This is a genomic window from Emticicia sp. CRIBPO, from assembly GCF_009905725.1.
Lineage (GTDB): Bacteria > Bacteroidota > Bacteroidia > Cytophagales > Spirosomataceae > Leadbetterella.
Genome location: NZ_JAAAKV010000002.1, coordinates 82,073 through 106,376 on the forward strand (window position 1 = coordinate 82,073; position 24,304 = coordinate 106,376).

At 46.2% G+C, this 24,304-nt stretch carries 21 protein-coding genes; 11 read left to right on the top strand and 10 right to left on the bottom strand.

Features of this window, described 5'->3' with window-relative positions:
• Positions 1–22 precede the first annotated feature (22 nt).
• Genes GVN16_RS04265 through GVN16_RS04280 form a run of 4 tightly spaced genes read left to right on the top strand, consistent with a single transcriptional unit; the run spans position 23 to position 3,776 of the window.
• Positions 23–1,285, top strand: coding sequence for a hypothetical protein (locus tag GVN16_RS04265; RefSeq protein WP_166562612.1), 1,263 nt, complete (start codon positions 23–25; stop codon positions 1,283–1,285).
• 42 nt (positions 1,286–1,327) lie between these two features.
• Positions 1,328–2,698 (top strand): PhoPQ-activated pathogenicity-related family protein, encoded by a 1,371-nt coding sequence (locus tag GVN16_RS04270; RefSeq protein WP_166562613.1) that lies wholly within the window; start codon positions 1,328–1,330, stop codon positions 2,696–2,698.
• A 51-nt stretch (positions 2,699–2,749) separates the two neighbouring features.
• Positions 2,750–2,950: a hypothetical protein gene (locus tag GVN16_RS04275; RefSeq protein ID WP_166562614.1), complete on the top strand. Its 201-nt coding sequence runs from the start codon at positions 2,750–2,752 to the stop codon at positions 2,948–2,950.
• Positions 2,940–3,776, top strand: a complete 837-nt coding sequence (locus tag GVN16_RS04280) for a glycerophosphodiester phosphodiesterase family protein (RefSeq protein ID WP_166562615.1) — start codon at positions 2,940–2,942, stop codon at positions 3,774–3,776. The genes GVN16_RS04275 and GVN16_RS04280 overlap by 11 nt, the downstream gene beginning before the upstream one ends.
• A gap of 9 nt (positions 3,777–3,785) precedes the next feature.
• On the opposite strand, the gene GVN16_RS04285 is transcribed toward GVN16_RS04280, so the two are convergent.
• Entirely contained in the window at positions 3,786–4,742 is a 957-nt protein-coding gene (locus tag GVN16_RS04285) for a CPBP family intramembrane glutamic endopeptidase (protein ID WP_166562616.1), read from the bottom strand.
• Between the two features lie 226 nt (positions 4,743–4,968).
• Positions 4,969–6,240, bottom strand: a complete 1,272-nt coding sequence (locus GVN16_RS04290) for a hypothetical protein (RefSeq protein ID WP_166562617.1) — start codon at positions 6,238–6,240, stop codon at positions 4,969–4,971.
• Positions 6,241–6,402: 162 nt separating this feature from the next.
• Here GVN16_RS04290 and GVN16_RS04295 point away from each other — a divergent pair, with 162 nt between their 5' ends.
• The 5 genes from GVN16_RS04295 to GVN16_RS04315 all read left to right on the top strand — a co-directional run bounded on the left by GVN16_RS04295 (position 6,403) and on the right by GVN16_RS04315 (position 12,744).
• Positions 6,403–9,078 (top strand): glycosyl hydrolase 2 galactose-binding domain-containing protein, encoded by a 2,676-nt coding sequence (locus GVN16_RS04295; protein WP_166562618.1) that lies wholly within the window; start codon positions 6,403–6,405, stop codon positions 9,076–9,078.
• Positions 9,079–9,272: 194 nt separating this feature from the next.
• The gene (locus GVN16_RS04300; RefSeq protein WP_166562619.1) at positions 9,273–9,980 is read left to right on the top strand and encodes an orotidine 5'-phosphate decarboxylase / HUMPS family protein; all 708 of its coding nucleotides are present in this window, start codon (positions 9,273–9,275) and stop codon (positions 9,978–9,980) included.
• Positions 9,981–10,012: 32 nt separating this feature from the next.
• The gene (locus GVN16_RS04305) at positions 10,013–11,038 is read left to right on the top strand and encodes a zinc-binding dehydrogenase (protein WP_166562620.1); all 1,026 of its coding nucleotides are present in this window, start codon (positions 10,013–10,015) and stop codon (positions 11,036–11,038) included.
• Positions 11,039–11,040: 2 nt separating this feature from the next.
• Complete coding sequence (locus tag GVN16_RS04310) at positions 11,041–11,829, top strand: SDR family oxidoreductase (RefSeq protein ID WP_166562621.1); 789 nt, start codon at positions 11,041–11,043, stop codon at positions 11,827–11,829.
• A 24-nt stretch (positions 11,830–11,853) separates the two neighbouring features.
• Complete coding sequence (locus GVN16_RS04315; protein ID WP_166562622.1) at positions 11,854–12,744, top strand: sugar phosphate isomerase/epimerase; 891 nt, start codon at positions 11,854–11,856, stop codon at positions 12,742–12,744.
• Here the strand turns inward: GVN16_RS04315 and GVN16_RS04320 are convergent, their stop codons facing one another.
• The 7 genes from GVN16_RS04320 to GVN16_RS04350 form a co-directional block, all read right to left on the bottom strand.
• Entirely contained in the window at positions 12,745–13,914 is a 1,170-nt protein-coding gene (locus GVN16_RS04320) for a DNA-binding transcriptional regulator (protein ID WP_166562623.1), read from the bottom strand. It lies immediately after the preceding gene.
• 160 nt (positions 13,915–14,074) lie between these two features.
• Positions 14,075–14,695 (bottom strand): porin family protein, encoded by a 621-nt coding sequence (locus GVN16_RS04325; protein WP_166562624.1) that lies wholly within the window; start codon positions 14,693–14,695, stop codon positions 14,075–14,077.
• 293 nt (positions 14,696–14,988) lie between these two features.
• Positions 14,989–15,966, bottom strand: a complete 978-nt coding sequence (locus tag GVN16_RS04330; RefSeq protein ID WP_166562625.1) for an LGFP repeat-containing protein — start codon at positions 15,964–15,966, stop codon at positions 14,989–14,991.
• Positions 15,967–16,001: 35 nt separating this feature from the next.
• Entirely contained in the window at positions 16,002–16,304 is a 303-nt protein-coding gene (locus GVN16_RS04335; protein WP_166562626.1) for a hypothetical protein, read from the bottom strand.
• Between the two features lie 71 nt (positions 16,305–16,375).
• Positions 16,376–17,548 carry a PQQ-binding-like beta-propeller repeat protein gene (locus GVN16_RS04340; protein ID WP_166562627.1) on the bottom strand — a complete coding sequence of 391 codons (1,173 nt, stop codon included), beginning with the start codon at positions 17,546–17,548 and terminating at the stop codon, positions 16,376–16,378.
• A 312-nt stretch (positions 17,549–17,860) separates the two neighbouring features.
• Positions 17,861–19,495 carry an amidohydrolase gene (locus tag GVN16_RS04345; RefSeq protein ID WP_166562628.1) on the bottom strand — a complete coding sequence of 545 codons (1,635 nt, stop codon included), beginning with the start codon at positions 19,493–19,495 and terminating at the stop codon, positions 17,861–17,863.
• Between the two features lie 39 nt (positions 19,496–19,534).
• Positions 19,535–20,386: a helix-turn-helix domain-containing protein gene (locus GVN16_RS04350; RefSeq protein WP_166562629.1), complete on the bottom strand. Its 852-nt coding sequence runs from the start codon at positions 20,384–20,386 to the stop codon at positions 19,535–19,537.
• Between the two features lie 192 nt (positions 20,387–20,578).
• Here GVN16_RS04350 and GVN16_RS04355 point away from each other — a divergent pair, with 192 nt between their 5' ends.
• A complete protein-coding gene (locus tag GVN16_RS04355) occupies positions 20,579–21,211 on the top strand; it encodes a response regulator transcription factor (RefSeq protein ID WP_166562630.1) in 633 nt (210 codons plus the stop codon).
• Here the strand turns inward: GVN16_RS04355 and GVN16_RS04360 are convergent.
• The gene (locus GVN16_RS04360; protein WP_166562631.1) at positions 21,177–23,345 is read right to left on the bottom strand and encodes a sensor histidine kinase; all 2,169 of its coding nucleotides are present in this window, start codon (positions 23,343–23,345) and stop codon (positions 21,177–21,179) included. The genes GVN16_RS04355 and GVN16_RS04360 overlap by 35 nt on opposite strands.
• Positions 23,346–23,492: 147 nt before the next feature.
• On the opposite strand from GVN16_RS04360, the gene GVN16_RS04365 reads away from it, so the two are divergent.
• Positions 23,493–24,257, top strand: coding sequence for a hypothetical protein (locus GVN16_RS04365; protein WP_166562632.1), 765 nt, complete (start codon positions 23,493–23,495; stop codon positions 24,255–24,257).
• Positions 24,258–24,304: the final 47 nt, after the last annotated feature.

Consider the following 24,304-nt stretch of genomic DNA (forward strand, 5'->3'; position numbering starts at 1 on the left):
CTGTCCACCCCTCCTATCCAATATGAAAAAGAACGGTCTGATTGTCTTGCTGCTGATTTGTTTGTCAGGATCAGCATTTTCTCAAACGCTGAAGGTCGGGGCCGTATCAAAGGTCATTACCCCCGATCCGTTGTTGCCCATTTCAGGAGGTATCGGCACACCGAAGCCCGTCACCGAGAAAAAAGGCGACCTTTTTGTCCGGGTCATTGTATTTGACAACGGACAAACCAAGATCGCCATGGTAGGCATCGATAACCTCGGATGGCCTTCCGTCCTGGGAGATAAGTCAAGGGCCCTGATCAAAGGTATCCCCCCTGAAAACATACTGATTTCGGCCAGCCATACGCACAGTGCCCCTGATGCCTACGGATTCCCTGACCAGACAGGGAAGAACTTTGCAGACATGAAGTACCTCGACTGGTGTGTAAAGCAAATCGCTGACGCAGTCAATGAAGCTTTAAGCAAAGCAGAACCGGCTGACCTGAAAATAGCGGTGGCAGATGCCAAAGGTAAAATTGCCTATAATTATTACGCTCCCGATCTTTATGATCCCCGATGCGGCGTGATCCAGGCGGTGGCAACGACCGGTAAAAATAAAGGAAGTAACATTGCCACGCTGGTCAATTACGCCATTCACCCTGAAGTGCTGGGATCAAAAAGAGGCATTCTGAGTCCTGACCTCTGCGGCCCGATGTATGACAAAATCGAAGCGAAAGGCGGTGGTGTGGCCATATTTATCAATGGTGCCCAGGGAGGCATGGTGACTGCCGACACAAGAAGAGAGCCCGGCAATGAAAACAACTCGTGGGAAGAATGCATCCGGATCGGGGAGCTGCTGGGCGAAGAAACCATGCGGATCATCAGTAACGCTCCGGTGGTCCAAAACCCTAAAATCTTTTGCACCTCCCGTAAATTTGAGTTTCCGATAGAGTCTGATGTGATGAAATATATCATGAAAAACTCACCGCTTCAGTACAAATTTTCGAAACCGGATCATGTTTCTGCACAGGTCAACCTGATTAACCTCGGTCCTGCCCAGATACTGACGATTCCGGGGGAGGCTTTGCCCAACATCGGTTTTTACCTGAAAAGAAATATGCCGACCAAACTGCCGTTTCTTTTCGGTCTGACCAACGATGCCTTCGGATATATGCTCACCAAAGTAGATTATAACAGTTTCAAACGTTATGATTATGTGAGCCGTACCAGTCTGGGTGAAATGACCGCGGAAATATACATAGACCAGGCCCTGAAACTCGTTAAAGAAAGTCCGAAACCTGAATAAAAGCATTAAAGAATCAATTAAAACCAATAACGTATCTGAGTTATGAAGAACAAATTTTTAAAAGCCGGTCTGTTTTCAATCCTGTTGCTGGGGCTTACTTTCTATGCCCATGCCCAGACCTCAGCCAAAAAGGCCCTGATCACACCGGAAACCGCACTGAAAAGTTATATCAACAACGGAGACGCCACTTTCAAATGGGAAGTGAAAGATTCATTTACGCTTGGCGAAGTAACCGGCTATAATTTACTGCTGACTTCTCAGAAATGGAGAGAACACACCTGGAGACATCAGCTGACCATTTTTGTCCCTAAAAACAAGCAATACAACGGAGCCCTTTTGTTCATCACCGGAGGTTCAAACAAAGCAGAACAACCGAACTGGAGTAAAGACGATAAACTGTGGCCGTCACTGGCAGGTGTAGCTGAGAAAAACAAGGCGATTGTGGCTTTGATCAAACAAGCTCCCAACCAGCCTTTATATGGCGACCTGACCGAAGATGCCCTGATTTCTTATACCCTTCATAATTTCAAACAGGATAAGGATTATTCCTGGCCGCTGCTTTTCCCGATGGTGAAAACAGCCGTAAGATCCATGGATGCGGTGCAGGAATTTGCCAGACAAAACCTGAAACAGGAAGTAGACGGCTTTGTGATTTCAGGAGCTTCAAAACGCGGATGGACCACCTGGTTGTCGGCCGCTATTGACGACAAAAGAGTAAAAGCTATCGGACCGATGGTGATTGACATGCTGAATATGCCGGTAACACTGGATTACCAGTTTAAAACCTACGGAGAATACAGCATCCAGATCGAAGATTATACCAAACTGGGTATTCCTCAAAGTACTGATACCGAAGAAGGAAAGGCCATCACCACGATGATTGATCCGTATTCATACAGAAGCAAGCTGACGGTCCCTAAGATTATTTTTATCGGTACCAACGATGAATACTGGACGGTGGACGCCATCAAACACTATTATGACCAGATTCCGGGCAAAAACATGATCCATTATGTACCGAATGCAGGACACGACCTTGGCGGCGGAAAACAGGCTTTCGAAGCTCTGAGTGCCTTTTTTGCCACTACTATTATGAACAAGGAATACCCGGTGTCTACCTGGAGTACCAAACCTGTAGCCGGTGGAACAGAATTAAACATTGATGCCCCAAAAACCGAGCTGGTGGACGCTACCATCTGGTGGACGACTTCTTCTGACCGCGACTTCAGAAATAACCTCTGGCTTAGCAAAAAGCTGAAACTGAAAGACGAACCGGGCATTAAAGTGACCGTACCGTCTCCGGCCAAAGGCTACCAGGCGTTTTATGTCGACCTGAAATACAAAGACCCTAGCGGAGGTACTTATACGGTCAGCACCAGGGTGTTTGTTACCGACTCAGAAAAAGTATTGTAATACATATCTATAAGGTGATTTTCAGGGTTTATTAATCAAACCAGAAAACTAATGCGACCGGAAATTTTAATTGAAAAGCTCCTCAAGGATCAGCTCTCTATGGAAGAGCTGCAGGAGCTGCTGGCCGATCTGGGACAAGAAGAAATGGACCCTAAGTATTCCGTTATCCTCGAACGGCACTTCAACAACCTGGTAAACGGAAAAAATGGTATACATCTTTCAGACAATGATCAGCTATCTGATGAAAAATAAATCTTATTTCTGCCTAACGGCGGCTTACTTCTTATTTACTTCTTTTATCAGAACTCCGGAGGCTTCGGCCTGCCGGAGTTCTGATGTTTACAGTCCTGACTCTCTGAAGGTCTCTGCCCACCGGGGCAATTCAAGGCTGGCTCCCGAAAATACCCTGGCGACTTTCAGGGAAGTGTTGAAAATGAAAATCGACTACATCGAAATAGACGTCAGAACGAGCAAAGACGGACGCTTACTGATCCTTCATGACGGCACCCTGAACCGCACCACCAACGGAGAAGGGCCTATGAAAGATTTTGACGAAGAAACCTTGAGGAAACTCTCTGCCGGAAAGGGCTTCGACAATGCATTTGCTTCAGAAAAAATTCCGACACTGGAAGAAACCTGCAGTCTCGTATCTAAATGGAATGCGGAACACCATCAGGGTACCCAATTGTATGTGGATTGTAAAGATGTGCAGCCGGAACCGCTGGTCAAAGAACTGGCCAGGTATAAGTTGCTCAAAGATGCTGTATTTTACGGATCAGATGATTTTCTGCTCAGGTTAAAAACCGTTTATCCCGAAGCGAAACTGATGCCCGCTCTCAATAAACCGGAAGATATCACCGCCAAAATAGAAAAGCTGAAACCTTATGCTTTTGACGTCAAATGGCAGATTATGGACGAGAATCTTGTCAAAACCATTCATAGTCATAAAATCAAGGCATTCACTGATTTACTGGGTTTCACAGATCTCCCGGCAAACTACAAAAAAGCCTCAGACATCGGCGTGGACGTGATTCAGACTGATTTTGTTCAAAAAGTTTATGGCGTTTTGGGGAGATGACCCAAAACGCTATTTTACAATTTCCAGCCCGAAAATCATGTCAGAAGCATTCACCAGGGTATGAACCAGGGCGGCATAAAAGACATTTTTGGTTTTGAGATAAGTATAACCATAAGCCCAGCCCGCCACACAGGCCAGACCCACGTAAGGCAGCGAACCGGCGTGATAATGCACCAGTCCGAAAAACATACTGACAATAGCCATGGAAGTGAAAGTGCCCTGCGGATGGTTTTGCTTCTTCTCAAGAAACCAGGCTGTTCCGAACAGGATCACATGGATCAATACCGGAAACCAGAATATTTTGGGGTTTAGTCCATAACCAACGAGGACAGAAAGCACGACAAAAACAGCAAAACCCCATTTCCAGAATACGGGCCAGTTTTTATGAAAACCGATTTTTTTGGTCAGCATATTCTGCATCAGCCCCCTGAAAAACAGTTCTTCAAAAAGAGCCGTACCGATGAATATCCGTATAAGTTCGGCGATTAGTTTGGAAATAAATTCGCCGGACAGTGCTTCCGGTCCGGTCAGCTTCATGAATTTACCCACAAAACCCAACAACATCACCAGCCCCACAAACAGAAGCCACGACACCGCGGCGTAAGCAAAATACTTCGTTTTAAACACCGGGAAAAAGCCGATGTCACTGATATTTCTGACATACCGATAGGTATACACTGCCCCCAGCATGATGACGATTCTCAGTACCGAACCGAAACCTGAACCACCATACGGCAGGCCTGTGCCACCTTCAAAAGAAAGCATGGTGGCCGGAATCAGGAAAAGTAGCAGGAAAACAAAATCAGAACACACCACAGGCGGGCCCGTCTTCTGAAAAGCCAGGAAACCCAAAACCGGAAAAAGAAAATAGAACCCAAACAAAGAAGAAGCACCGCCGAAAGGAGACTGACCGTTCAGTGTAATATAAACATATAAAATAACGATCAGCAATAGGGGGAACAGCAAAACACGCTCTTTGGACAACAACAAACTCCCTTAAATCTTTTTTGAAACACCGGGCTGGCCAATGGTAAAAAGCAAAAAGTACGGGATCATGAAAAAGGGCATTTGCAATCCCAATTCAGCTCCTGATTTTTCTTTGTTAAAATAAAGAAACAGTAAACTGAAAATTACCGTCAGTATTCCTCCAGTAAGCAACTCTCCCCGTATACTCGATTCATTCGTTTTCATATTATTCAAAACGGTTATGAGAACCCGCCAGCTCTCCGTGAGTATTGACCAGAATAAAGCTCAGGATAGCTATAAAAACCAGCAATGCCAGCATTCCCTTCGCCCATCTGGAACCATCAATTTCTTTCCCGGTGAATTCAGGATGGGTTTTCCCGGTTAAGAACAGGATGACCACCAGGTTGATTACGTACAAATACTGCTCAATCCTGTACATACTGATGAATGCCCCGGTGATCAGAAAACTGAATACAATATAGAGCCCCAGGTGACCGGCAAAAAAAGTAAAGAGGTCCTTATACCCATAATTAACAATACCTGATTGCCTGAAATAATACTTATTAAACCACAAAGCACTGAACAGCAACACCAAAGCAAAAGCAGTCCAGATAACGGGCAGGGTCCAGTCGGCCGGACTCAGATTCAGGTAGGTTTCTGCAATCCGCTTCACTTCAAAAGACTGTTGCCAGACAATCAGCGGAATCACCAGCACAAGCATCATGACCGGAAACCATTGTGAAGTTTTCTTATGTTTGTCTTCCGACACCTCCCAATGAGACGTCAGCGTGCCGTAAGTCATCCCGACTCCGCCAAAAAAGCCCAGCGAGTATTCCATGACATTCCATAAGTTAAATTTTATTTCGAGTACACCGCCCAGAACCTGGAGGAAATTGCCGAAAGCAAAACCGAAACCTCCGCCCAATCCGGCAAAAATAGCCACCCTCATGGCTGCGTGTTGCTTATTGCGAACCAGGTACCAGGTCAATGCCAGGGCCATACCCAGGCAGGCTGCCCACATTTCAGATCGCGGCGGGGTCATCAGCCAGCCGAACTGCTCAATAAAGAAGAAATAAACCAGCAGCCCTCCCACTACCATCTCTACGATGATGTTCGACCATTTGACCATCCTTTTGGCAGAGCTGGAAATCGCCAGTCCGAACAAGCCTCCTCCTAAAAAACCGTATAAACCGCCAATGACAAAAAGCATACACAAACCGTAATACACATTTCCGAAATCTGTGCCCCGGCCATAGCCCACCACCACACCATAGCTCATCACCCCTCCTATCCCCCAGCCTAAGGCTCCGGCCAGTACCACACTTAAAACTTTATTGTACCAGTCTATCCGTTTGGAAACCAGCAAAACGCCCAGGGCACCGATGCCTCCGGCCCAGGCGGCTCCCTGCTCATGACCAAACTGTCCCCTGATGGCCCAGGCTGTACCCATGGCCATTCCGGCTACCAACATGCTTAAATAAACCTGTTTGCTTTTCATTTCAATAGTGGGTATTTTTGAAGGATGTGACTTTTATTGTACTATACCCTGATTGACCGTAAAGAGACTATCCTGTCAAAATATATTTTTTATAGCGATAGCCCGAAATGCATTCCCTTCAGTAATATCTAAATATCAAATCTAAAAACCGGGCAAGGTGATATGCTTCTGAAACATAAAATTCCACTTTTGTTTTCCTTTTTACTCCTGCTGTCATTAACCGGCTGTGATGCCCCTCTTAAACCCGGAGAACTCTCTTTAAGGGACGGGTGGATGATCGCCTCGACCCACGAGGTGGAAGGTGACGCCAAAACCATCACGGCAGGCATCAGGCAATCCGGAAAATGGACCAAAACAAGTGTCCCGACCACGGTTTTGGGGGCTTTGACCGAGTCTGGAGAATATAAGGACATCTTTTTTGATAAAAACCTGGAGAAAATTCCGGCCGAAAGATTCAAGCACTCCTGGTGGTTCAGAAACCAGTTTGATTTTGACGGCTTTGACCAGGAAAAAGAAAACCTGAGCCTGATGGTGGACGGCATTAACTACAGGGCCAATATCTGGCTCAACGGCGTTCAGATTGCCAGCCAGGATACCCTTGCCGGGGCTTTCCGTCAATTTGAAATCAATGTATCTTCTGCCATAAAATCCGTAAACAATGTACTTCTTGTAGAAGTTTTTCCTCCGCAGGTGCGTAATTTTTACATGGGTTTTGTAGACTGGGCTCCCAAACCACCCGACAACAACATGGGGATTTTCAGGGAATTAAGACTGAAAAGATCAGGAAAGGTCTCTGTAAGCCACCTGTTTGTTGCTCCTGATGTCAACACAAAAGACCTGAGTCAGGCGTCGGTGACGGTAAGTGCAGAACTGAGAAATCACAGCAACGAGCCAAAAGAAATAGAAATAAGCGGAAAAATTGAAGCCATTGAGTTCAGAAAGAAAGTCACGCTTAAAGCCCGGGAACACCAAGAGATCAGGTTTACACCTGAAGAGTTTAAAAATCTTCACCTCAAAAATCCGAGACTCTGGTGGCCGAACGGGCTGGGAAAGCCTGAATTATATACCGTCAACCTGGAAGTTAAAGAAAAGGACCAGTTGCTGGATTCCAAAAGTACACGGTTTGGTATCAGGAAAATCGAAACGTATCTCAATGCAAAAGGTGTACGTGGTTATAAGGTCAACGGTCGCGATGTACTCATCAAAAGTGCGGGCTGGGTAGACGACCTGCTGCTGAGATACATGCCTGAAAAAGATGCCGCCCAGATCCGGTACGTCAAAGAAATGAACCTCAATTCGCTGCGGTTTGAAGGCATCTGGGGCAACAATCATCACATTTACGACCTTTGTGATGAAAACGGCATTTTGCTCATGGTCGGCTGGAGCTGCCAGTGGGAATGGCCCGACTACATCGGCGAAGAGCTCAAAATGAAACCCGGCGACGAAAATCTGCCGATCAATGAAGGTGTCGATTTGTATGCGGTGAGATTAACCCCACAGGAAGAAACCCTGTTTTCGGATTATTTCAGAGACCAGGTCAAATGGCTGAGAAACCACCCCTCGATATTCACCTGGGCTGGTGGCAGCGACGCCATGCCCAAGCCGTCTCTCGAAAAAAGGTACCTCGAAACGCTAAGGAAATACGACCCGACGCGGCCTTTCCTCGTGTCTTCAGGAGCATTTGAAAGCACGCTCACCGGCTCATCCGGCATGAAAATGAACGGGCCTTATGAATATGTGCCCCCGGTCTATTGGTTTGAGGACCAGAAACTGGGTGGTGCCTTCGGCTTCAATTCCGAAACCGGCCCCGGCCCGCAGATTCCCCCGTTGGAAGGCATCAAAAAAATGATGTCCCAAACCCACCTGTGGCCTGCCGATAACGCCATGTGGAATTTCCATTCCGGCAGAAAAGACTTTAACACGATGAAAGTCTATCTGACTGCCCTCGAAAACAAATACGGCCAGCCCAAAGACCTCGAAGATCTGGCTGCCAAGGCCCAGCTGATGAACTATGAGGCCATCAGGCCCATGTTTGAAGCTTTTGTGATCAACCGTCCGAAAGCGACCGGGGTAGTACAATGGATGCTGAATTCACCCTGGCCGGAATTCTACTGGCAGTTGTATGATTATTACCTGATGCCGACCGGGGCTTATTACGGCACCAAAAAAGCAGGACAACCTTTGACGGCCATTTATAATTGCTTTGACCAGACCATACATCTCAGCAATGACGCACCTGCCGGAGTAAAGAATATCAAGGCCGGACTAAGATTGCTGGACCAGAATTCAAAGGTGATCTTCGAAAAATCAGAAGTGATTTCCCTGGGGAGCAATGTGAGCCGATCATGGCTCAAAATCCCCGAACTTAAAGGCAGTCACCAGGTGTATTTTCTGGACCTTAAGATCAGGGACGACCGGGGCAAAGTACTTGCAGATAATTTTTACTGGCTGGCCACCGAAAAAGACCAGCTGGACTGGTCCCAATATTTCTGGTTTTATACGCCTCAGAAAAAATATGCTGACTTCAAAGCACTCAATGATCTACCCGCCGCGAAACTGGAAGCAACGAAATCTGTCAAACTCAGTGACGATGAATATGAAATCACGGTAAAACTCAAAAACCCGTCTGATAAACTGGCCTTTTTTACCGAATTACAACTCAACAATCCTGAAAATAACAAAGCCATTCTCCCGGTTTTCTGGTCCGACAATTATATCTCCTTATTGCCAGGAGAAGAAAAGGTACTGACCGTAAAGTGCAGGAAAAGCAATGCCGGACAAAAAGAACCTGTGGTCAGAATCAAAGGATATAATGTAACTGAAAGTCTTCAGCTTTAACGGAAATAATTATCCGGTTTTAATAGCCTCACAGCAGGTAATCAGGGTAATAATATCAGGTCTGAAAAAGGAGACCGTTATTTGTAAAATATTTTAATATAAAAACCTGATTTAGTGCCAATACTTTTTTAGTTTTAGAGATCAGAAATTTCCGGTTAACCATACCTGAAATCAATATTCAACCTTAATAATAAATGAAACCCATTGTTCAAATTTCCCTGGACCTCACCAACATTGATGAGGCTCTGGAAACCGCCGCTCTGGCCATGAGAGCCGGTGTCGACTGGCTTGAAGTCGGAACTCCCCTTATCCTTGCCGAAGGTCTGCACGGCGTCAGAAAATTACGCGAAGCTTTCCCCGGAGTACCCATTGTGGCCGACCTCAAAACCATGGACGGAGGTTACCTCGAGGCTGAAATGATGGCCAAAGCCGGGGCAACCCACGTGGTAGTGATGGCCCGGGCTCATGCAGAAACCATCAAATGTGTGGTGCAGGCAGGACGCGACTTTGGTGTCAAAGTCATGGGCGACAACATGGTCTGTGAAGACATGGTGGAAGGGGCAAAATGGCTCGAAGACCTGGGTTGCGATTATGTCATCCACCACATCGGCTACGACGAACGCCGGGGCATTGCTGCCAACGGCTTCAGAATGCCCAGCCCTCTGGACCAGTTAAAGGAAGTAGTCCAGGCGGTCAATATCCCGGTTCAGGCCGTCGGTGGCCTCAGTCTCGAACAAGCCATCCGTTGTCCTGAATTCGGGGCACCGCTGGTCGTATTGGGAGCTCCCCTGACCATTGATGCCGACGCTTTCAAAACCGCTGACGGTGACCTTGAAAGTTCACTGAGACTTATCTGTGAAAAAATACATGCTTACGGTGATGTCAAAGTGGGAAAACGCTGATCACCTCAATAAAAGATAAAAATATCAACCTTATGAAATCTGCTGCTGTAGTTAATTATGCCCCTGAAAAAGGCTCGGTGGAAATCCGTGAAATAGAAAAACCCGTCATCGGCGACGAAGACGTATTGTTACAGGTAGCCAATGTCGGTGTCTGTGGCAGTGACCTGCACCAATGGACTTCCGACCACAGCTGGCCGGTCAACTACCCCGTGGTATTAGGCCATGAATTCGGCGGATACATTGCCGAAGTCGGCAGCCGGGTAATAGGCTGGAAAGAAGGCGACCGGGTGGTCAGCGAAACCGCCGCGGTGATCGACATCAACAACCCGATGAGCCGACAGGGTTTATATAACCTTGATCCTACCCGCAAAGGGTTTGGTTACGGGGTCAATGGTGCCATGACCAAATATGTGAGGGTTCCGGCCCGTTGTCTGCACGCCGTTCCTGACCTCGTACCTTTTGAAGAAGCCTGTCTGACAGAACCTTGCTGTGTGGCCTTTAATGCCGTGGTGGAAAACGCCCGTATCAAACCCGGCGACCGGGTGATCGTTCTGGGCCCGGGCACCATCGGCATCCTGTGTGCGGCCATGGCCAGGTTGTGCGGAGCCCAGGTGGCTATTGTAGGTCTTGAAGCAGACCGCCACCGGTTGGAGATAGCAAAGCAATACGGCTGTGAGGCCATCATCGGAGACGCCACAGAATGGGCCAAAAGAGCCGACGGACTGGGAGCAGACTGCATCATTGATGCGGCCGGGGCAAGTGCCACACTGAAAATTGCCCTGCAGCTGGTAAGACCCAACGGACACATCACCAAAGTAGGCTGGGGTCCTCAGCCTCTGGGGTTCTCTTTAGATCCTCTGGTACAGAAAAATGTGACTTTACAAGGCAGTTTCAGCCACAACTGGCCCATCTGGGAGCGGGTACTCGCCCTGATGTCAAGTGGCCAGCTGGATGTCAAACCGATCATCGGGGGTGTCTGGGCCATCTCAGACTGGCACGAAGCCTTCGAAAAAATGCACAGCGGTGAGGTGGTCAAAAGTGTCTTAAAACCGATCTGAATATGAGACTCGATAACAAAGTCATCATCGTCACCGGCTCATGTACCGGCATCGGGAAGGCTATAGCCGAAAGGTGCGTAGCCGAAGGAGCTTCTGTGGTGATTCACGGGTTGGAACAGGACCTGGGAGAGGAAGTGGTCAGACAATTGGGCAATGAAAAATCAGTGCTGTACATCGGAGACCTGGCTGAAGAAAATACGGTAAAAAAACTGGTAGAAACAGCCCTGACAGCCTTCGGAAAAATCGATGCGATTGTCAACAATGCCGCCATTGTAGCTTCCTCCAATATTCACGACACGGACCTGAACTTCTTCAGACATATATTTGAAGTCAACACCCTCGCTCCTTTTGCCCTCATTAAGGAAGCGTTGCCACACCTGACCAAAACGAGCGGTAATGTGCTGAATATCGGTTCGGTCAACGCCTACAGCGGAGAGCCCAATCTCATGGCTTACAGTGTTACCAAAGGAGCCCTGATGACCCTCACCCGCAACCTGGGAGATACCCTCCACAGGGAAAACGGCGTCAGGGTCAACCAGATCAATCCGGGGTGGGTGCTGACAGAAAGAGAAGCCGAACGCAAACGTGAACATGGTCTTTCCGAGGACTGGTACAAAGGCGTTCCGGCGGTCTTTGCCCCTGCAGGTCGACTGCTCAAACCCTCAGAAATAGCCTCAGCGGCCGTTTACTGGCTGGGTGATGAGTGCGGCCCGGTGAGCGGACAGGTAGTCGAACTTGAACAACATCCTTTCATCGGACGTAATCCTCCGAAAGACACTTCAACCATTTAACCTTTAATTTCCGAAAATCCCGATATGCCCAAATTAGCCGTTTTCCCCAAAGCTTTTATGCACGCTCTCTGCAAAGACGGCACCATGAAAGTAGCCGAATGGATAGAATTAGCTTCAAAACTTGATATAGACGGTATCGAATGGTATGCCGGTTTCTTAGAAATGGCCGATGAGTCCAACTGGCCTTTATTCCGCGAACAGGTCGAATCGCACGGTCACACCATACCGATGATGTGCTGTTCTCCGGACTTTACCCATCCTGATCCTGATTTCAGGGCAAAGGAAATCGCCAAACAAAAACACTGGATAGACATGACCAGTATTCTTGGCGGGAAATACTGCCGGGTGCTTTCCGGGCAACGCAGACCGGAACTTTCCATCGAAGAAGGCGTCAGTCTGGCCGCCGAATGCATCGAAGCCTGCCTGCCGCATGCCCAGGAAAAGGGCATCACGCTCATCATAGAAAATCATTACAAGGACGACTTCTGGGAATATCCTGAATTTGCCCAGAAAGCAGACGTTTTCTGCATGCTCGTAGACCGTATCCAACATCCTAATTTCGGAGTGAATTATGATCCGAGCAACACCTATCTGGCCGGAGAAGATCCGCTTGAACTCCTTTATCGCGTCTCCAACCGGGTAGTGACCATGCATGCCAGCGACCGCTATTTACTCAGCGGCACCATCGAAGACCTGAAAAAAGAAGAAGGCGGTTCAATAGGATATGCCAAAAGACTCAGTCACGGTGAAATCGGCAAGGGCCTGAATGACTATGATGCTATTTTCAGAGAGTTAAAAAGAGTCGGATTCGATGGCTGGATCAGCATCGAAGACGGTGTTGACGGTATGGACCAGCTAGAGCGGAGCGTCCGGTTTGTCAGAAGGAAAATCAAAGATTACTGGCCTGAAAACTGATCAGATACCTGGTTTTACGGAATACTGTTTACGATATTCTATGGGTGTACAACCCTTGAGCTGTTTAAACTGACGGGCAATGTTCTTACTGTCCGTCAGCCCCATATCCAGGGCAATTTCAAAGACACTCAGGTCTGTTTCCAGCAGCCTCCTGCTCAGTTTCTCAATCCTCAGGTTAAAAATGTACTTGTATATCGGGTATCCGGTGATATACTGAAAGCGTTTTTCCAGGGTGCGTCTCGACAGCGGCACCTGTTTTACCACATCGTCCACCTGGATGTTCTTGTCGATGTTCTGGTGAATATATTTAAGTGTGCAGGCAATATGGTCGTCATTGGTGGCATAAATATCCGTGGAATGCCTCGTGACCACCTGCGTAGGCCGTACAATCACATCATAAAAAGAGGAGCAGCCGTTTTTGATCATATGCTCCAGCAATTTAGCGGCATCATACCCGCCTTTTTCTGCATCCTGGGCAATGCTCGACAAAGGAGGATCGGAAAAATCACAGATCATCTCATCATTGTCTACACCTAAAACCGCCACTTCTTCAGGTATCCTGATTTTGGAATGACGGCAGGCTTCAGTAATGTGCTGACCCTGGTTGTCATCACAGGCCATGAGGGCGATGGGCTTCGGCAGGGACTTCAGCCACTGGCTCAGTGAACTGGGTTTGTAATACCATAATTCGGTAGAGCCTGCCATGGCATTTTCAAAATAATGCACTTTATACCCGGCCCTGTTGATGCGTTCTTCATATCCTTCGGCACGCTCGCGGGACCAGACAATATCTTTAAAACCGTAATAGGCAAAATTCTTAAACCCTTTTTTCAGGAAATAATCAGCCCCCATCGTCCCGGCTTCCTTGTGTACAGCCGTGATGTTGGGTATTTCCTTAAATCTTTCCTTAAAGTCCTGGGCAATGACCGGGATGCCTTCCTCCACAAACCTGGCTACTTTCGGGTCGTTATAAAACTGCCCGATGATGCCGTCTGCTCCCCACTCTTTGGCCCATTGCAGGATCCCTTCCACCCCGATGGTTTCCCGCTGAAACAAAGGCATTCTGCAGAAAATCCACGGCCCGTGTTCTTTCGAATACCGGGCAATTCCTTTCAGTAACTCTTTGCTGAACTCTTCAGCAAAGTCTATCATCAGAATAATTTTGTACATGATATATCCGGAAAATCCTGGGATGAATCATCATCGGAGGATGTGGCCTGCTAATCTAGACATTACCCCGCTAAAATGCAAGAAAGACCGGGCCGCCCCCACAAAAAAACGGGCAGCCAGTAGATACTGACCGCCCGTTTTATAAATTCTTAAAATCGGATTACATGTTGCTTTTGGTATAAGTGCCTAACGGGAAGCTCAGACCTACGTTAAGTCCAACACCCTGGTTTTTAAAGTCGACGTTTTTAGCAGGAGAAAGGTCCACAAGGCCCTGTCCGAAATAGAGATCCGTGTTTAACCACACTTTATTATTCAATCTGTAGTTGAAACCTACACCAAGTTTTACTCCGGCATCAAATTTCTCGAAATCACCATTGGAGTCATTGTAAACATTTCCACGGTCATCAGTCGATTTTAGCAGATAACCGAAATAGGGTCCGGCAAATACCTTAGGTCTGAAAGCGTGGCCTTTGTCATTCAGGTATAAAGTACCTAAAACAGGCAACTGGATATACTGAAGATTTCTTTCCTGGTCGGAGTTGTTGAAGTGAGTACCCATAGTGGTATAAAGCAATTCAACCCTCAGGCCTAGTCTTGATTGTGAACTGTAATTAAAAAAGCCCCCTACATTTATGCCCGGTCTTGATTTAACATTATCTATGTCTCCTCTCAGTGTAGACAAATTTCCACCGATTACCGGTCCGATAGAGATGTTTTCTTGTGCAAAAGCGGTCATTGAAGCTGCACACATCAGGATTAAAAGCAAATTTCTGGTTCTCATTTTATTGGTCTTTTAAGTTTTAAAATAAACGGCCTACCCTTAAGCCGTCAGATAGTTTATAGATGTGTTAAAAATGTTATTCCCTGGGGAAAAACACCCCTTTAATAATAAAACTGCCTACATGGGCAATCAATGTCGGGGAACTTTTTCCACACTTTTAGTAATTTACCCTATTTCCCAGTGAGTACGGGTAAAAGAAATAAGCGTATTAAAAGCCAGGTTGGCTTTTAATACGCTTTATAAATTTATTTATCATCCAAAAGCTAATGAATCAACAAAATCATATTAATCAATTAACCAGTTCTGTGAACACTTGTTGTCGGACCCTGCCTAAGAATCTCGTGGTTAGGTACAAACTTAACCTCATCTCTCGTTTTGATTATTTTACCTTCTTCGAATTTCTGACTTAAATAATTATTCAAATCTAGCTTTTCTTCTTCACATGGAAATCCAGCTGCCCCGTTTTCCCAATCCATTTCTTCCCATTTGTATCTTATATCTCCTTTCACTATATGAGCTTTGGTGTCTTCTGACCAGTAAATTGACCCTCCTTGAAAATGTACAAAACGGCCTGGTTTTACAGGACACTGTGTCTCCACCGTAATTGGTAAACCTAAAAAACTGTTTTCAGCTCCTACACTCTCCCATTTAGCACATATTTCTCCGAGTGGATTCATTATAAATTCACACTCTACTCTAAAACGTATTTTATAACTGTAATCATTATAATCAACGATTATATCATCATTTTCTCTAAATACTTGTTCGAAACGCTTGGTACTTCTTTGTCCAATTTCCATTTCATTAAAATCAATTAATCCCTTTGCACTACCCAGTACATCATCTTTATCATTATTAATAAAGAAATTAACCACAGTGTCAATAATCTGGAACCCTGAATCTATATATTTTCCGGATTCACTACCGGCTATTGGATTACCACTGTAAGCTGTCACAGCAGCCTCACCAATTTTTTTGGCAAAAGCCGATATATTTTCCTTGTTCTCATACCAGCCACTGTTTTGGTCAATGTCTACAGCATTAACCACGATACCTATGACCGCCTCTTTGCTGTAGCCATCAAAAAGAAGTGATACATCTTCCGGATAAGATTTCGTTTGATGGGTATTTATTCTTATCAATGGTAAAGCGTATCCTTTTTGTTTGGTACCGGAAGCAATTAAACCAGATAAAACAAGTTTGTCAGGAGAATGAATAGATTCCGTATCATTGCAAGTCACGTTTTCGATAAATACTTTGTATTTGTACATATTTTCTTGATTTAAAAATTGATGAAATAATTAACTTACTCTAATTCTCCGACTACCACCAGGTCACACTTGTATATGAAGTCATTCGGAGCACCATCAGGGCTTATGGCTGAAATGGTAATGACATAGGCGTTTCCGATAATCTTTTTCTCAATATTCCAGATAACCATCACATTACCGGTACTGTCATCACTATGAATAGTGGCAGATACGGTAGGGATCGATTTGAATTTTGGCAAAGAAAACTGCAGTTCTCTCACATGGTCTGTCCGAAGGTTCATCGGCAGAGTCCCGAAACACATTACGTGTTGATTGGCAAGTGTTATTTGTGTCAACATAAAGGATAAATATTAAAAGGTGAATTAATTCATTTCCCGCAAATACGTTATTCAATTACCCCGGCCGGAACTCACTGCACCACCCCACTGATCCCGGCATGGTATACCGTACCATCTTTCGCCACCACACAGGGCGAGGCTTCGTCAGCGGCACGGCTGGTTTCAAACTCCCATTTTTTCACACCGGTAGCCGCGTCAAAAGCATATATTTTTTTATCTATGCCGATGTATACCATACCCATGGCCACCACCGCACCAGACCCCTGGGTATTGCTGACAGCAGCTTTAGCCTCCCATTTCTTTGTACCTGTGGCAGCATCCAGGGCATACAAAGCGGCTCCCCCACCTACATAAACTATGTTATCGGCTACTACCGGGGAAGAATCCCACGGGGCTCCGTCAGCTACCTTGAACTCCCATTTCTTTACACCAGTCTTCGCATCCACTGCGTAAAGCTTATCGTTATCAGTGCTGCTGTTGATTGAACCGGCACCTACATACACCACCCCATTGGCAATGGTCGGTGAAGATTTGGCGATGGCACCGGATTGAAAACTCCATCGGGTAGCCCCGGTTTGCAGATCAAAGGCATTGAGTCCTTCGTATTCTGAACCCGCATACAGAAGCCCCTCTGCTATGGCCGGGGAAGACTCTGTTACATGGCTTTTTTCTGCTTTCCATTTCCTGGCACCGGTAAGGGCGTCCAGACCATAGATCCCGACTTTGTTGCCTGTTCCACGGATACTGGCATACACAACGCCGTTCAGGAAAGCAGGAGATGCCTGCCAGCCATACACTTCATCGTCTCTGAACTGCCATTTTTTAGCTCCTGTGGCAGCATCCAAGGCATAGAAGTAATTATCTCCGGGATAATAAAGCAGGTTATTGACCACCAAAGGTGCCGCAAAGGGTTGCTTTAAAACTACTTCGGCTGTGCTCGACTCCCATTTCTTAGTACCCGTTCCGGCATCAAGGGCATAGATTTTCTTATCCCAGCTGGCAAAATAAACCACCCCATTGACCACCGTGGCAGTGGAATAAATAGCGTCCCCGGCTTTAAACTCCCATTTCTTTGTCCCGGTAGTGGCATCAATGGCGTAAAAAATACCGTCAGTATTCCCTAAGTAAACAGTGCCGCCGCCTGTTTCTTCCGGCTCAGGATTTGTTGCTTCTTTTTGGCAGGACATAAAAGTCAGTGTGAGGACGAATGCCAGTTTTGAAATGATTTGAATGGTTGCTTTCATTGTTTTTCAGAGTTTTTTTTCGTTGGCCCTCCGGCTGAATTCAGCCGGAGCCAGGCCATCTTTACCTTGTTTTGATCTGTACAAAAGTAAAGTCCCTGAATTCTTCAGGAAATCCCCAATATTGATGATATTATAAATAGAACATTAAGCAAAGACTGGTGGCCGGAGGTACGGAAGAAAGGTTTTTTTAAGAGTTCGTAAGTATATTAACAAAGGAAAGGGAGCTACCTCATCATACCAAGATGATGAAAGTACTCCCCTCTTCTGAAACCTGTAAGAAAAACTGAGTTTGGCTGGATGCAATCACTTATTCTATTTCAGCACACCTGCGTCATAAACCACCTTACCGCCTACCAGGGTCAGTACACTTTGTGTGGCCATCAGGGCAGGTAAGGGCACCTTGAAAATATCCTGTGACAAGACCGCCAGGTCAGCTACCTTGCCTTTGGTGAGAGTACCCTTGTCTTTTTCCTCAAATTCGGCAAATGCAGCAGTGTTTGTATAAGCAATCACCGCTTCTTCCACACTTAAAGCCTCTGAAGGCCTCATCGGGTGTGTAGCCGCCTGCATAATATTGAGAAACGGATTAAAAGGGCCGTCAGAGCCGATGGCTAACGGAATACCGTTTTTTAGCAAAGTTTTCATGGCATTCGCATACTGAGGAGCTGAAACAGTACCGTCCAGTGAAGTAAAATGGGTTGGATTTTGCACAATGATAATGCCCAGCTTTTTTGTCCTGTCCAGGAAATCCTGTGAATAGCCAGCCATATCCCCATGTTCTATTCTCGGCCTGAGTGCTTTCCAGTCTACCTCCATTTTCTCAAGAATGTCCAGCAGGTTCCCATAAGACTGCTCTCCCGAAACATGAAACATCAGCTGATCCTTGCGGGCTAAGGCTTCCCTGCAGGCTTTTTCTATTTCTTCCTTGCTGTAGTTCATCCTTCCATACCAATCTTTCCGTCCGGGATAAGGCTTATAGTTAAATGCCCCCTGCTCTATCGGTGTACCGTCAATGAGCCATTTGGTACCACTTACTGTAAGCAAAGGCATACCTTCAGGATGTTTCGACATCTCTCTGCCAGGCACCATGATGGTACCGTCAGGATTCATGTCGGCCCATTTAATCAACCTCAGCCTGAAAGGGAGGCCTGCTTTTTTCCATAATCTTGCCAGGTCTTCTGCCCTTGCCAATGTACACATGTTCTGGTAACTGGTAATTCCCAACTTAAGCATTTCACCGGTCATTCCTCTGAATTTCCCGACAAGTTCTTCTTCCCCCCGCATGGCAGATACCTTTTCATAACTTGTATTAGGATTATAAGCATTCTTTTCAAAAGCCTTTCCGGCCAGTGTCTTACCATCAGGCAAACGGTCATAAAATCCCCCTTTGGGATCATGAGGAGAATCCTGGATCTGCATTTCCTTTAATCCCGGAGAGTTAAATATGCCGACATGCCCCCACCATGAAAGCAGCCTGACCGGGTGCTTCGATGTAATCCGGTCCAGGGCCGCTCTGCTGACTTCCGGAGAGTTGGCTATCGACGGTCCGATTTCTGCCACAATCCAACGTCCGGGAGGAAGTTGGGCCGCGACCTTAGCCAGAGAGTCCTGCAACATCCTCCAATCCGGATTCATGGTTTTGAATCGGATCTCGTAGGCTTTCAGGTCGTTCAGCAACAGGTGGTTGTGGGCATCGTTAAATCCGGGAACTACCACCCTGCCGCTAAGATCAATGCGTCTGGTAGATTGCCCAGCCAGCTTTAGAATCTCTGCAGATGGGCCGGATGCCAGTATCCTGCCGTCTTTGATCGCCAGGGCTTCTGTATATAACTCTCCGGGATCGGCTGTAAATATTTTTCCTCCATATATAATAAGATCGGGAGTCTGACCTGCCAGACGTAAGACAATGAAGAAAGAAAGAATGGAAATGAGAAGCTTATTTTTCATGATTCTGATACATTAAATTCAATAATGCATCAAAACTATCTACAAAAAGGAAGTGGACGGATGTAAAAAAACGACATTCTCAGACATGCTTTTCACAGACTTCTGGTCTGATTCAAAGACCACGGCGGGGGTTTCTCCCGTAAACAATTTAAAATCCCTGACCAGATGGGCATAATCAAAATAGCCGCAGGCAAAAGCTGCCTCCAGCCAGGGGGCTTCCGGCCTGGCCCTTTTATAATCCAGCGTCATATTGAACCTGACTACCCTGGCATACATTTTCGGACCAATACCGATTCGCTCAAAGAAATTCCGCTCAAACTGTCTGACACTCAGGCAGGCCAAAGAAGCAAGCTCATCCAGGCTCCGGCCGGGATTTCCGAGCATCACCTGCATGGCATGGTCTATCGGCCTGACTTCGTGTTTTACTTTTTTAAGCTTCATCAGCAGGAAATTCTCAATCAGATCAATCATCTGCTGATAATCCCGGATCCCGGCCAGCTGTTCATTGATTTCGTTCATTTCCCGGCCGTAAACATCTTCTGAATCTACAGAAATATCATAGAATTCAGACATAGGGATACCAAACAATCTGAAAAAACCGCCAGGTTTGAAAGCCACTTTAAGCACCAGGTGATCCTCTCTCAACCCGATGTTAACCCTGGCAATCTGCTGTCCCACAATAATACTTTTGGGATTAGCTATCTCTTCTCCCGTCTCAAAAATGGTCTTGCTGACCACGTCCCTGGGATAAAAATACAAACTCTGATAAGGCTCCGCAGGCATCGGCTTTGGCGGGGGAGCAACGCCCCTGAAATTCAGGTGCAACATAAAATAATGGTGCACATAAGATCGCAGGGCAGGATGAGGAGCAATAGACGGAATCAATAACATTGTGAAATGAAATTTAGTCTTTTTGTAATTTAGAGATTTTAAAACTTCAATCCAAAGCAATTTTATTTTACGGTCAGTGAACCACATTATCAAATTCACCCGCTATTTTTTAGGATAAACCCGAATCTTACTTATATTTACCTTAATTTAAGATCACTTATCAGGAATCAGTAACCCAGGGTAAATTTAAACATGAAGATCATTTTAGTAGATGACCATCATCTTTTTGGGCAATCACTGAGTTTGCTTTTGGGGGAAATGTTACAAACGGAGGATATTTCGGTTTTCAAAAACGGAAACGAAATGCTCGGTTATTTAGAGACCCATGCGGTTGACATCATCATTTCCGACCTCCAGATGCCTGAAATCAACGGCATAGAGCTTACGAAAAAAATCCATGAGAAATACCCTGATATCAAAGTCCTCATACTCACTATTGATGACGACCCCGTTAAGATCAGGGAAGCCATTTCTGCCGGAGCTTCGGGGTATCTGTTAAAAGATACGGACCAGAATGAGTTGATCGAAGCCATCAGCAAACTGACTGGTGGTTTACCATATTACAGCGAAAAAGTCCTGAAAATCATCGCTTCAAAAGACCCTGAGTTATTTGCGTATTCTACCCAGCTGGCCATTCTTTCTGCGAGGGAGATTGAAGTACTGAAACTCATCGCCGAAGAATATTCCTCCAACGAAATCGCCGACAAGCTTTTCGTCAGCATCAATACCGTCGAAAGTCACCGCAAAAACCTCATGAAAAAGATAGAAGTAAAGAACGTCGTGGGCCTGATCAAGTTTGCGATGCGGAATAAACTGGTAAATTAAGCGGCACATTCACGTGCACTTTTGTGCCTTCTTCTTCGTTTGACTGAACCGTCAGCTGGCCTTCCATAAAAGCCACCCTGTCGCTGATTCCCTCCAGCCCACGCCCGGTATCTGCCTCTGAAATGCCCTTCCCGTTATCTCTCACAAACAAATCGAGCGACTGTCCGTCAGACCTGAACGTGATGGTAGCATCTGTTGCCTCCGAATGTTTGAGGATGTTATTGATCAGCTCCAGGCAAATGGAATAAATATGAAAAGCCACTTTCTTTTCAAGGTGGATGTCTTTGAGTCCTTTGTTGTTGAGGGTAAATTCGATCGGTGTAGAAAAGTTAAGGCGGTCCACCATTTTCTGAATGGCTTCATCCAGCCCGAATCTCTCCAGTTCTTCCGGCAGCATATTGTGCGAAATCAGCCTGACTTCCTTGCAGGCGTCATCTACCATCTGTTTGATCTGCAGATAAACATTCTGATCATGGTTAGGCAGTTTATCGCTGTCAAGGGTCAGCAAACTCACCCGAACGGCCGACAACAATGAGCCGAGATTATCGTGCAGTTCAGTAGCCACTCTTTTCCGTTCTATGGTCTGCCCTTTGAGAAGGGCCTCCTGCACCTCCGCATTCTTGGCTTTCAGTTGCAGGTTCTTTCTTTTCAGTATCACACTGTAGACAATCGCCACACCGCCGAGCAGGGAAATGAGGGCAAGCACACCCAAGAGGGCCTTCCGCTGAAGGGCATCAAAAGTCAGCTTGTTGTTCAGTTCTTCCAGTTTAAGCTGTTTATTAAGTCTTTCTTCTTCCGACTGGTGTTTTTCGGCCACCAGTTTCAGGTAATTCTCTTTAGACAGGGCCTTTTCGTTTTCCAGCTTCCGGCTGATCTCCGTCAGTCTGAAGTCCTGGGCCAGTTTTTCCGCTTTCAGTTTTGAGACTTCAAACTGTTTCTGAAGCGTACTGAGCCTGAATTCCTCTGTTATCCGCAACCTTTCATTCCTGATTTTGGCCTGTTCGAATTCATAGAGTTTCCGCACATCATTCATTTCCAGCAATCGCTTTTTGAGGTCATTGCTGTCTTTCAGCATATAGGCCCGCTGACTGGCCCGGAGGGCTTCCAGTTCTTTACCGATCGCCATATTGGCCTTATAAATCACATCGTAGGTAAACGGCATAAGCAAAGTCAGCTTTTCTTTCCTGGCGATGTCCATCGCCAGGTTGGCAAACTCCAGCGACTTTTCGTAGTTCTTCATATTCAGATAAGCCTCCGCTTTACTATTATAGATAGAAGCTATACCTTCCTGGTTCTTTTTCCGGGTGTAAATCGCCAGGGCTTCGTCATAATAGGGAAAAGCTTTCTCCGGATTACCGGTATGGTTATAGAAGTCGCCGATTTCCTCGTCGGCGTTGGCAATGGCCACCTCCAGACCGGAAGCTTTCATCAGGCTCAGCTGAACCAGGAATTCCTTTTCTGCCTTTTCCATCTTATTCCACCTGGTATAGACCCTGGCCAGCGTTCCGGTCAGATAACCCTTGTCGACCAAAAGCCTTTCCTTGGTCCGGTAAGGATAAAGATCAAAACTGACGAGGGCTCTCAACAGGTATTTTTCCGCATTTTCATAATCTTTCGCAAACAGGAAAGTGTTGCCCAGTATCTGTTCGATCTCCCCGATCCGCTTACAGTTCTCACCGAGCTGCTCACAGAGCTCCATGGCCTCAAAACACAATTTCAAGGATTCTGAATACTGATGTAATCTCCTGTATTTTAACTCTTTACGAAACAATGCCCTCAGCATCATCTGCTTGTCATTGTATTTTTTTGACAAAGAGTACAGTTTCTCAGAATACATAAATACCGTATCGAGGTTGTTGCGGTCTGAGTCGATATAAACCTCGCCCAGCATATTGAACAGCCTGATCCTCAAGGAATCGTTATAGGCATTACCGGGTCTGCCGGCAAGCTCGGCCTCCAGCCGCCCCCCCACCCTTTTGAGGCTGTCCTCATAAGCTTTGTCGCTTCTCCTGTAGGCGTTAAAAACCGGAATTCTGATCACCTGGGCATAAAGGCCGGACGACACCAGGAGAAGCAGGCCGAAAAGACCGTTCTTCAGGTATTTCTTCAGACAGATGTTTGAGAAGGAGTACATACAGGCCAGGTACTAAACTAATTTGTTTTAAAATTAATACTATAATCCTAAAAACAAGGGCATGAGCCTAAAAATCACGGTTTCCCGTGATTGACAGCCGCTTTTAAAAGCCCGAGCTTTGTACCGAAACCAACATTAAGCATCACTATGAAAAAGAGTAAATTATTGATCCTCATTATCAGCCTGGTTGTAAGTCTTTCCTGCAAAAACGAATCCGAAGCACAACCTGACTTTTCCTGCGATAAAGCAGCCAAAATTACCAAACAAAGCTTCGGTGACCTGGGGATGATCATTGAGTACAGCAATGGAAAAATCTCGAAAGTTTACAGGGCCGACGGCAAGGGCCTGACTGAAAACTACAACTACAAATCAGCCACAGAAGTCGAAATCAAAAGGATTTTCTCTGATGGCGGTGTAGGCAATCTATTCAATGCGACCTTAAACAGCATGGGGTACGTTACCAAATTTGTCCAGATATCTGACGTAGCACCCTACACTATCGAATACACTTACGATGCCCAGGGGTATCCGCTTACCAGCAAAGCTGTTTACCCGAAAGAAGCCTCTTCGAACAGCAATTCGGTTTATACTTACAGCAACGGCAACCTCACCAAAAAGGTCACCTATCAGAACGGTGCGGTCTTTTACACCGAAGACTACACTTATTATGAGGACAAAATCAACAAAGCTGACCTGATCGGTAATGGCAACACGCCGGATATGTACGGCAAATTCAGCACAAACCTGCTCAAAACACACAAAACCACCAATGCCGACAAAACCACGGAGCTTTACGAGTACACCTATGACGTCAACGCCGCCGGATTCGTCAAATCTCTGACAGAGAAACATACAGACAGCAAAGCCAAGGTGACTTCACAGGTCAACAAATACGAGTATGTTTGTCTATAAATAAATCACATTGATCTAGTCTTGAAACAGATTGAGGCTCATCACTT

What these genes read in the sequence shown, in the direction of transcription:
- GVN16_RS04265 (WP_166562612.1), top strand. Translation starts at nt 23, where the DNA reads ATGAAAAAGAACGGTCTGATTGTCTTGCTGCTGATTTGTTTGTCAGGA.
- GVN16_RS04270 (WP_166562613.1), top strand. Translation starts at nt 1,328, where the DNA reads ATGAAGAACAAATTTTTAAAAGCCGGTCTGTTTTCAATCCTGTTGCTG.
- GVN16_RS04275 (WP_166562614.1), top strand. Translation starts at nt 2,750, where the DNA reads ATGCGACCGGAAATTTTAATTGAAAAGCTCCTCAAGGATCAGCTCTCT.
- GVN16_RS04280 (WP_166562615.1), top strand. Translation starts at nt 2,940, where the DNA reads ATGAAAAATAAATCTTATTTCTGCCTAACGGCGGCTTACTTCTTATTT.
- GVN16_RS04290 (WP_166562617.1), bottom strand. Translation starts at nt 6,240, where the DNA reads ATGAAAAGCAAACAGGTTTATTTAAGCATGTTGGTAGCCGGAATGGCC.
- GVN16_RS04295 (WP_166562618.1), top strand. Translation starts at nt 6,403, where the DNA reads ATGCTTCTGAAACATAAAATTCCACTTTTGTTTTCCTTTTTACTCCTG.
- GVN16_RS04300 (WP_166562619.1), top strand. Translation starts at nt 9,273, where the DNA reads ATGAAACCCATTGTTCAAATTTCCCTGGACCTCACCAACATTGATGAG.
- GVN16_RS04305 (WP_166562620.1), top strand. Translation starts at nt 10,013, where the DNA reads ATGAAATCTGCTGCTGTAGTTAATTATGCCCCTGAAAAAGGCTCGGTG.
- GVN16_RS04310 (WP_166562621.1), top strand. Translation starts at nt 11,041, where the DNA reads ATGAGACTCGATAACAAAGTCATCATCGTCACCGGCTCATGTACCGGC.
- GVN16_RS04315 (WP_166562622.1), top strand. Translation starts at nt 11,854, where the DNA reads ATGCCCAAATTAGCCGTTTTCCCCAAAGCTTTTATGCACGCTCTCTGC.
- GVN16_RS04320 (WP_166562623.1), bottom strand. Translation starts at nt 13,914, where the DNA reads ATGTACAAAATTATTCTGATGATAGACTTTGCTGAAGAGTTCAGCAAA.
- GVN16_RS04325 (WP_166562624.1), bottom strand. Translation starts at nt 14,695, where the DNA reads ATGAGAACCAGAAATTTGCTTTTAATCCTGATGTGTGCAGCTTCAATG.
- GVN16_RS04330 (WP_166562625.1), bottom strand. Translation starts at nt 15,966, where the DNA reads ATGTACAAATACAAAGTATTTATCGAAAACGTGACTTGCAATGATACG.
- GVN16_RS04335 (WP_166562626.1), bottom strand. Translation starts at nt 16,304, where the DNA reads ATGTTGACACAAATAACACTTGCCAATCAACACGTAATGTGTTTCGGG.
- GVN16_RS04340 (WP_166562627.1), bottom strand. Translation starts at nt 17,548, where the DNA reads ATGAAAGCAACCATTCAAATCATTTCAAAACTGGCATTCGTCCTCACA.
- GVN16_RS04345 (WP_166562628.1), bottom strand. Translation starts at nt 19,495, where the DNA reads ATGAAAAATAAGCTTCTCATTTCCATTCTTTCTTTCTTCATTGTCTTA.
- GVN16_RS04350 (WP_166562629.1), bottom strand. Translation starts at nt 20,386, where the DNA reads ATGTTATTGATTCCGTCTATTGCTCCTCATCCTGCCCTGCGATCTTAT.
- GVN16_RS04355 (WP_166562630.1), top strand. Translation starts at nt 20,579, where the DNA reads ATGAAGATCATTTTAGTAGATGACCATCATCTTTTTGGGCAATCACTG.
- GVN16_RS04360 (WP_166562631.1), bottom strand. Translation starts at nt 23,345, where the DNA reads ATGTACTCCTTCTCAAACATCTGTCTGAAGAAATACCTGAAGAACGGT.
- GVN16_RS04365 (WP_166562632.1), top strand. Translation starts at nt 23,493, where the DNA reads ATGAAAAAGAGTAAATTATTGATCCTCATTATCAGCCTGGTTGTAAGT.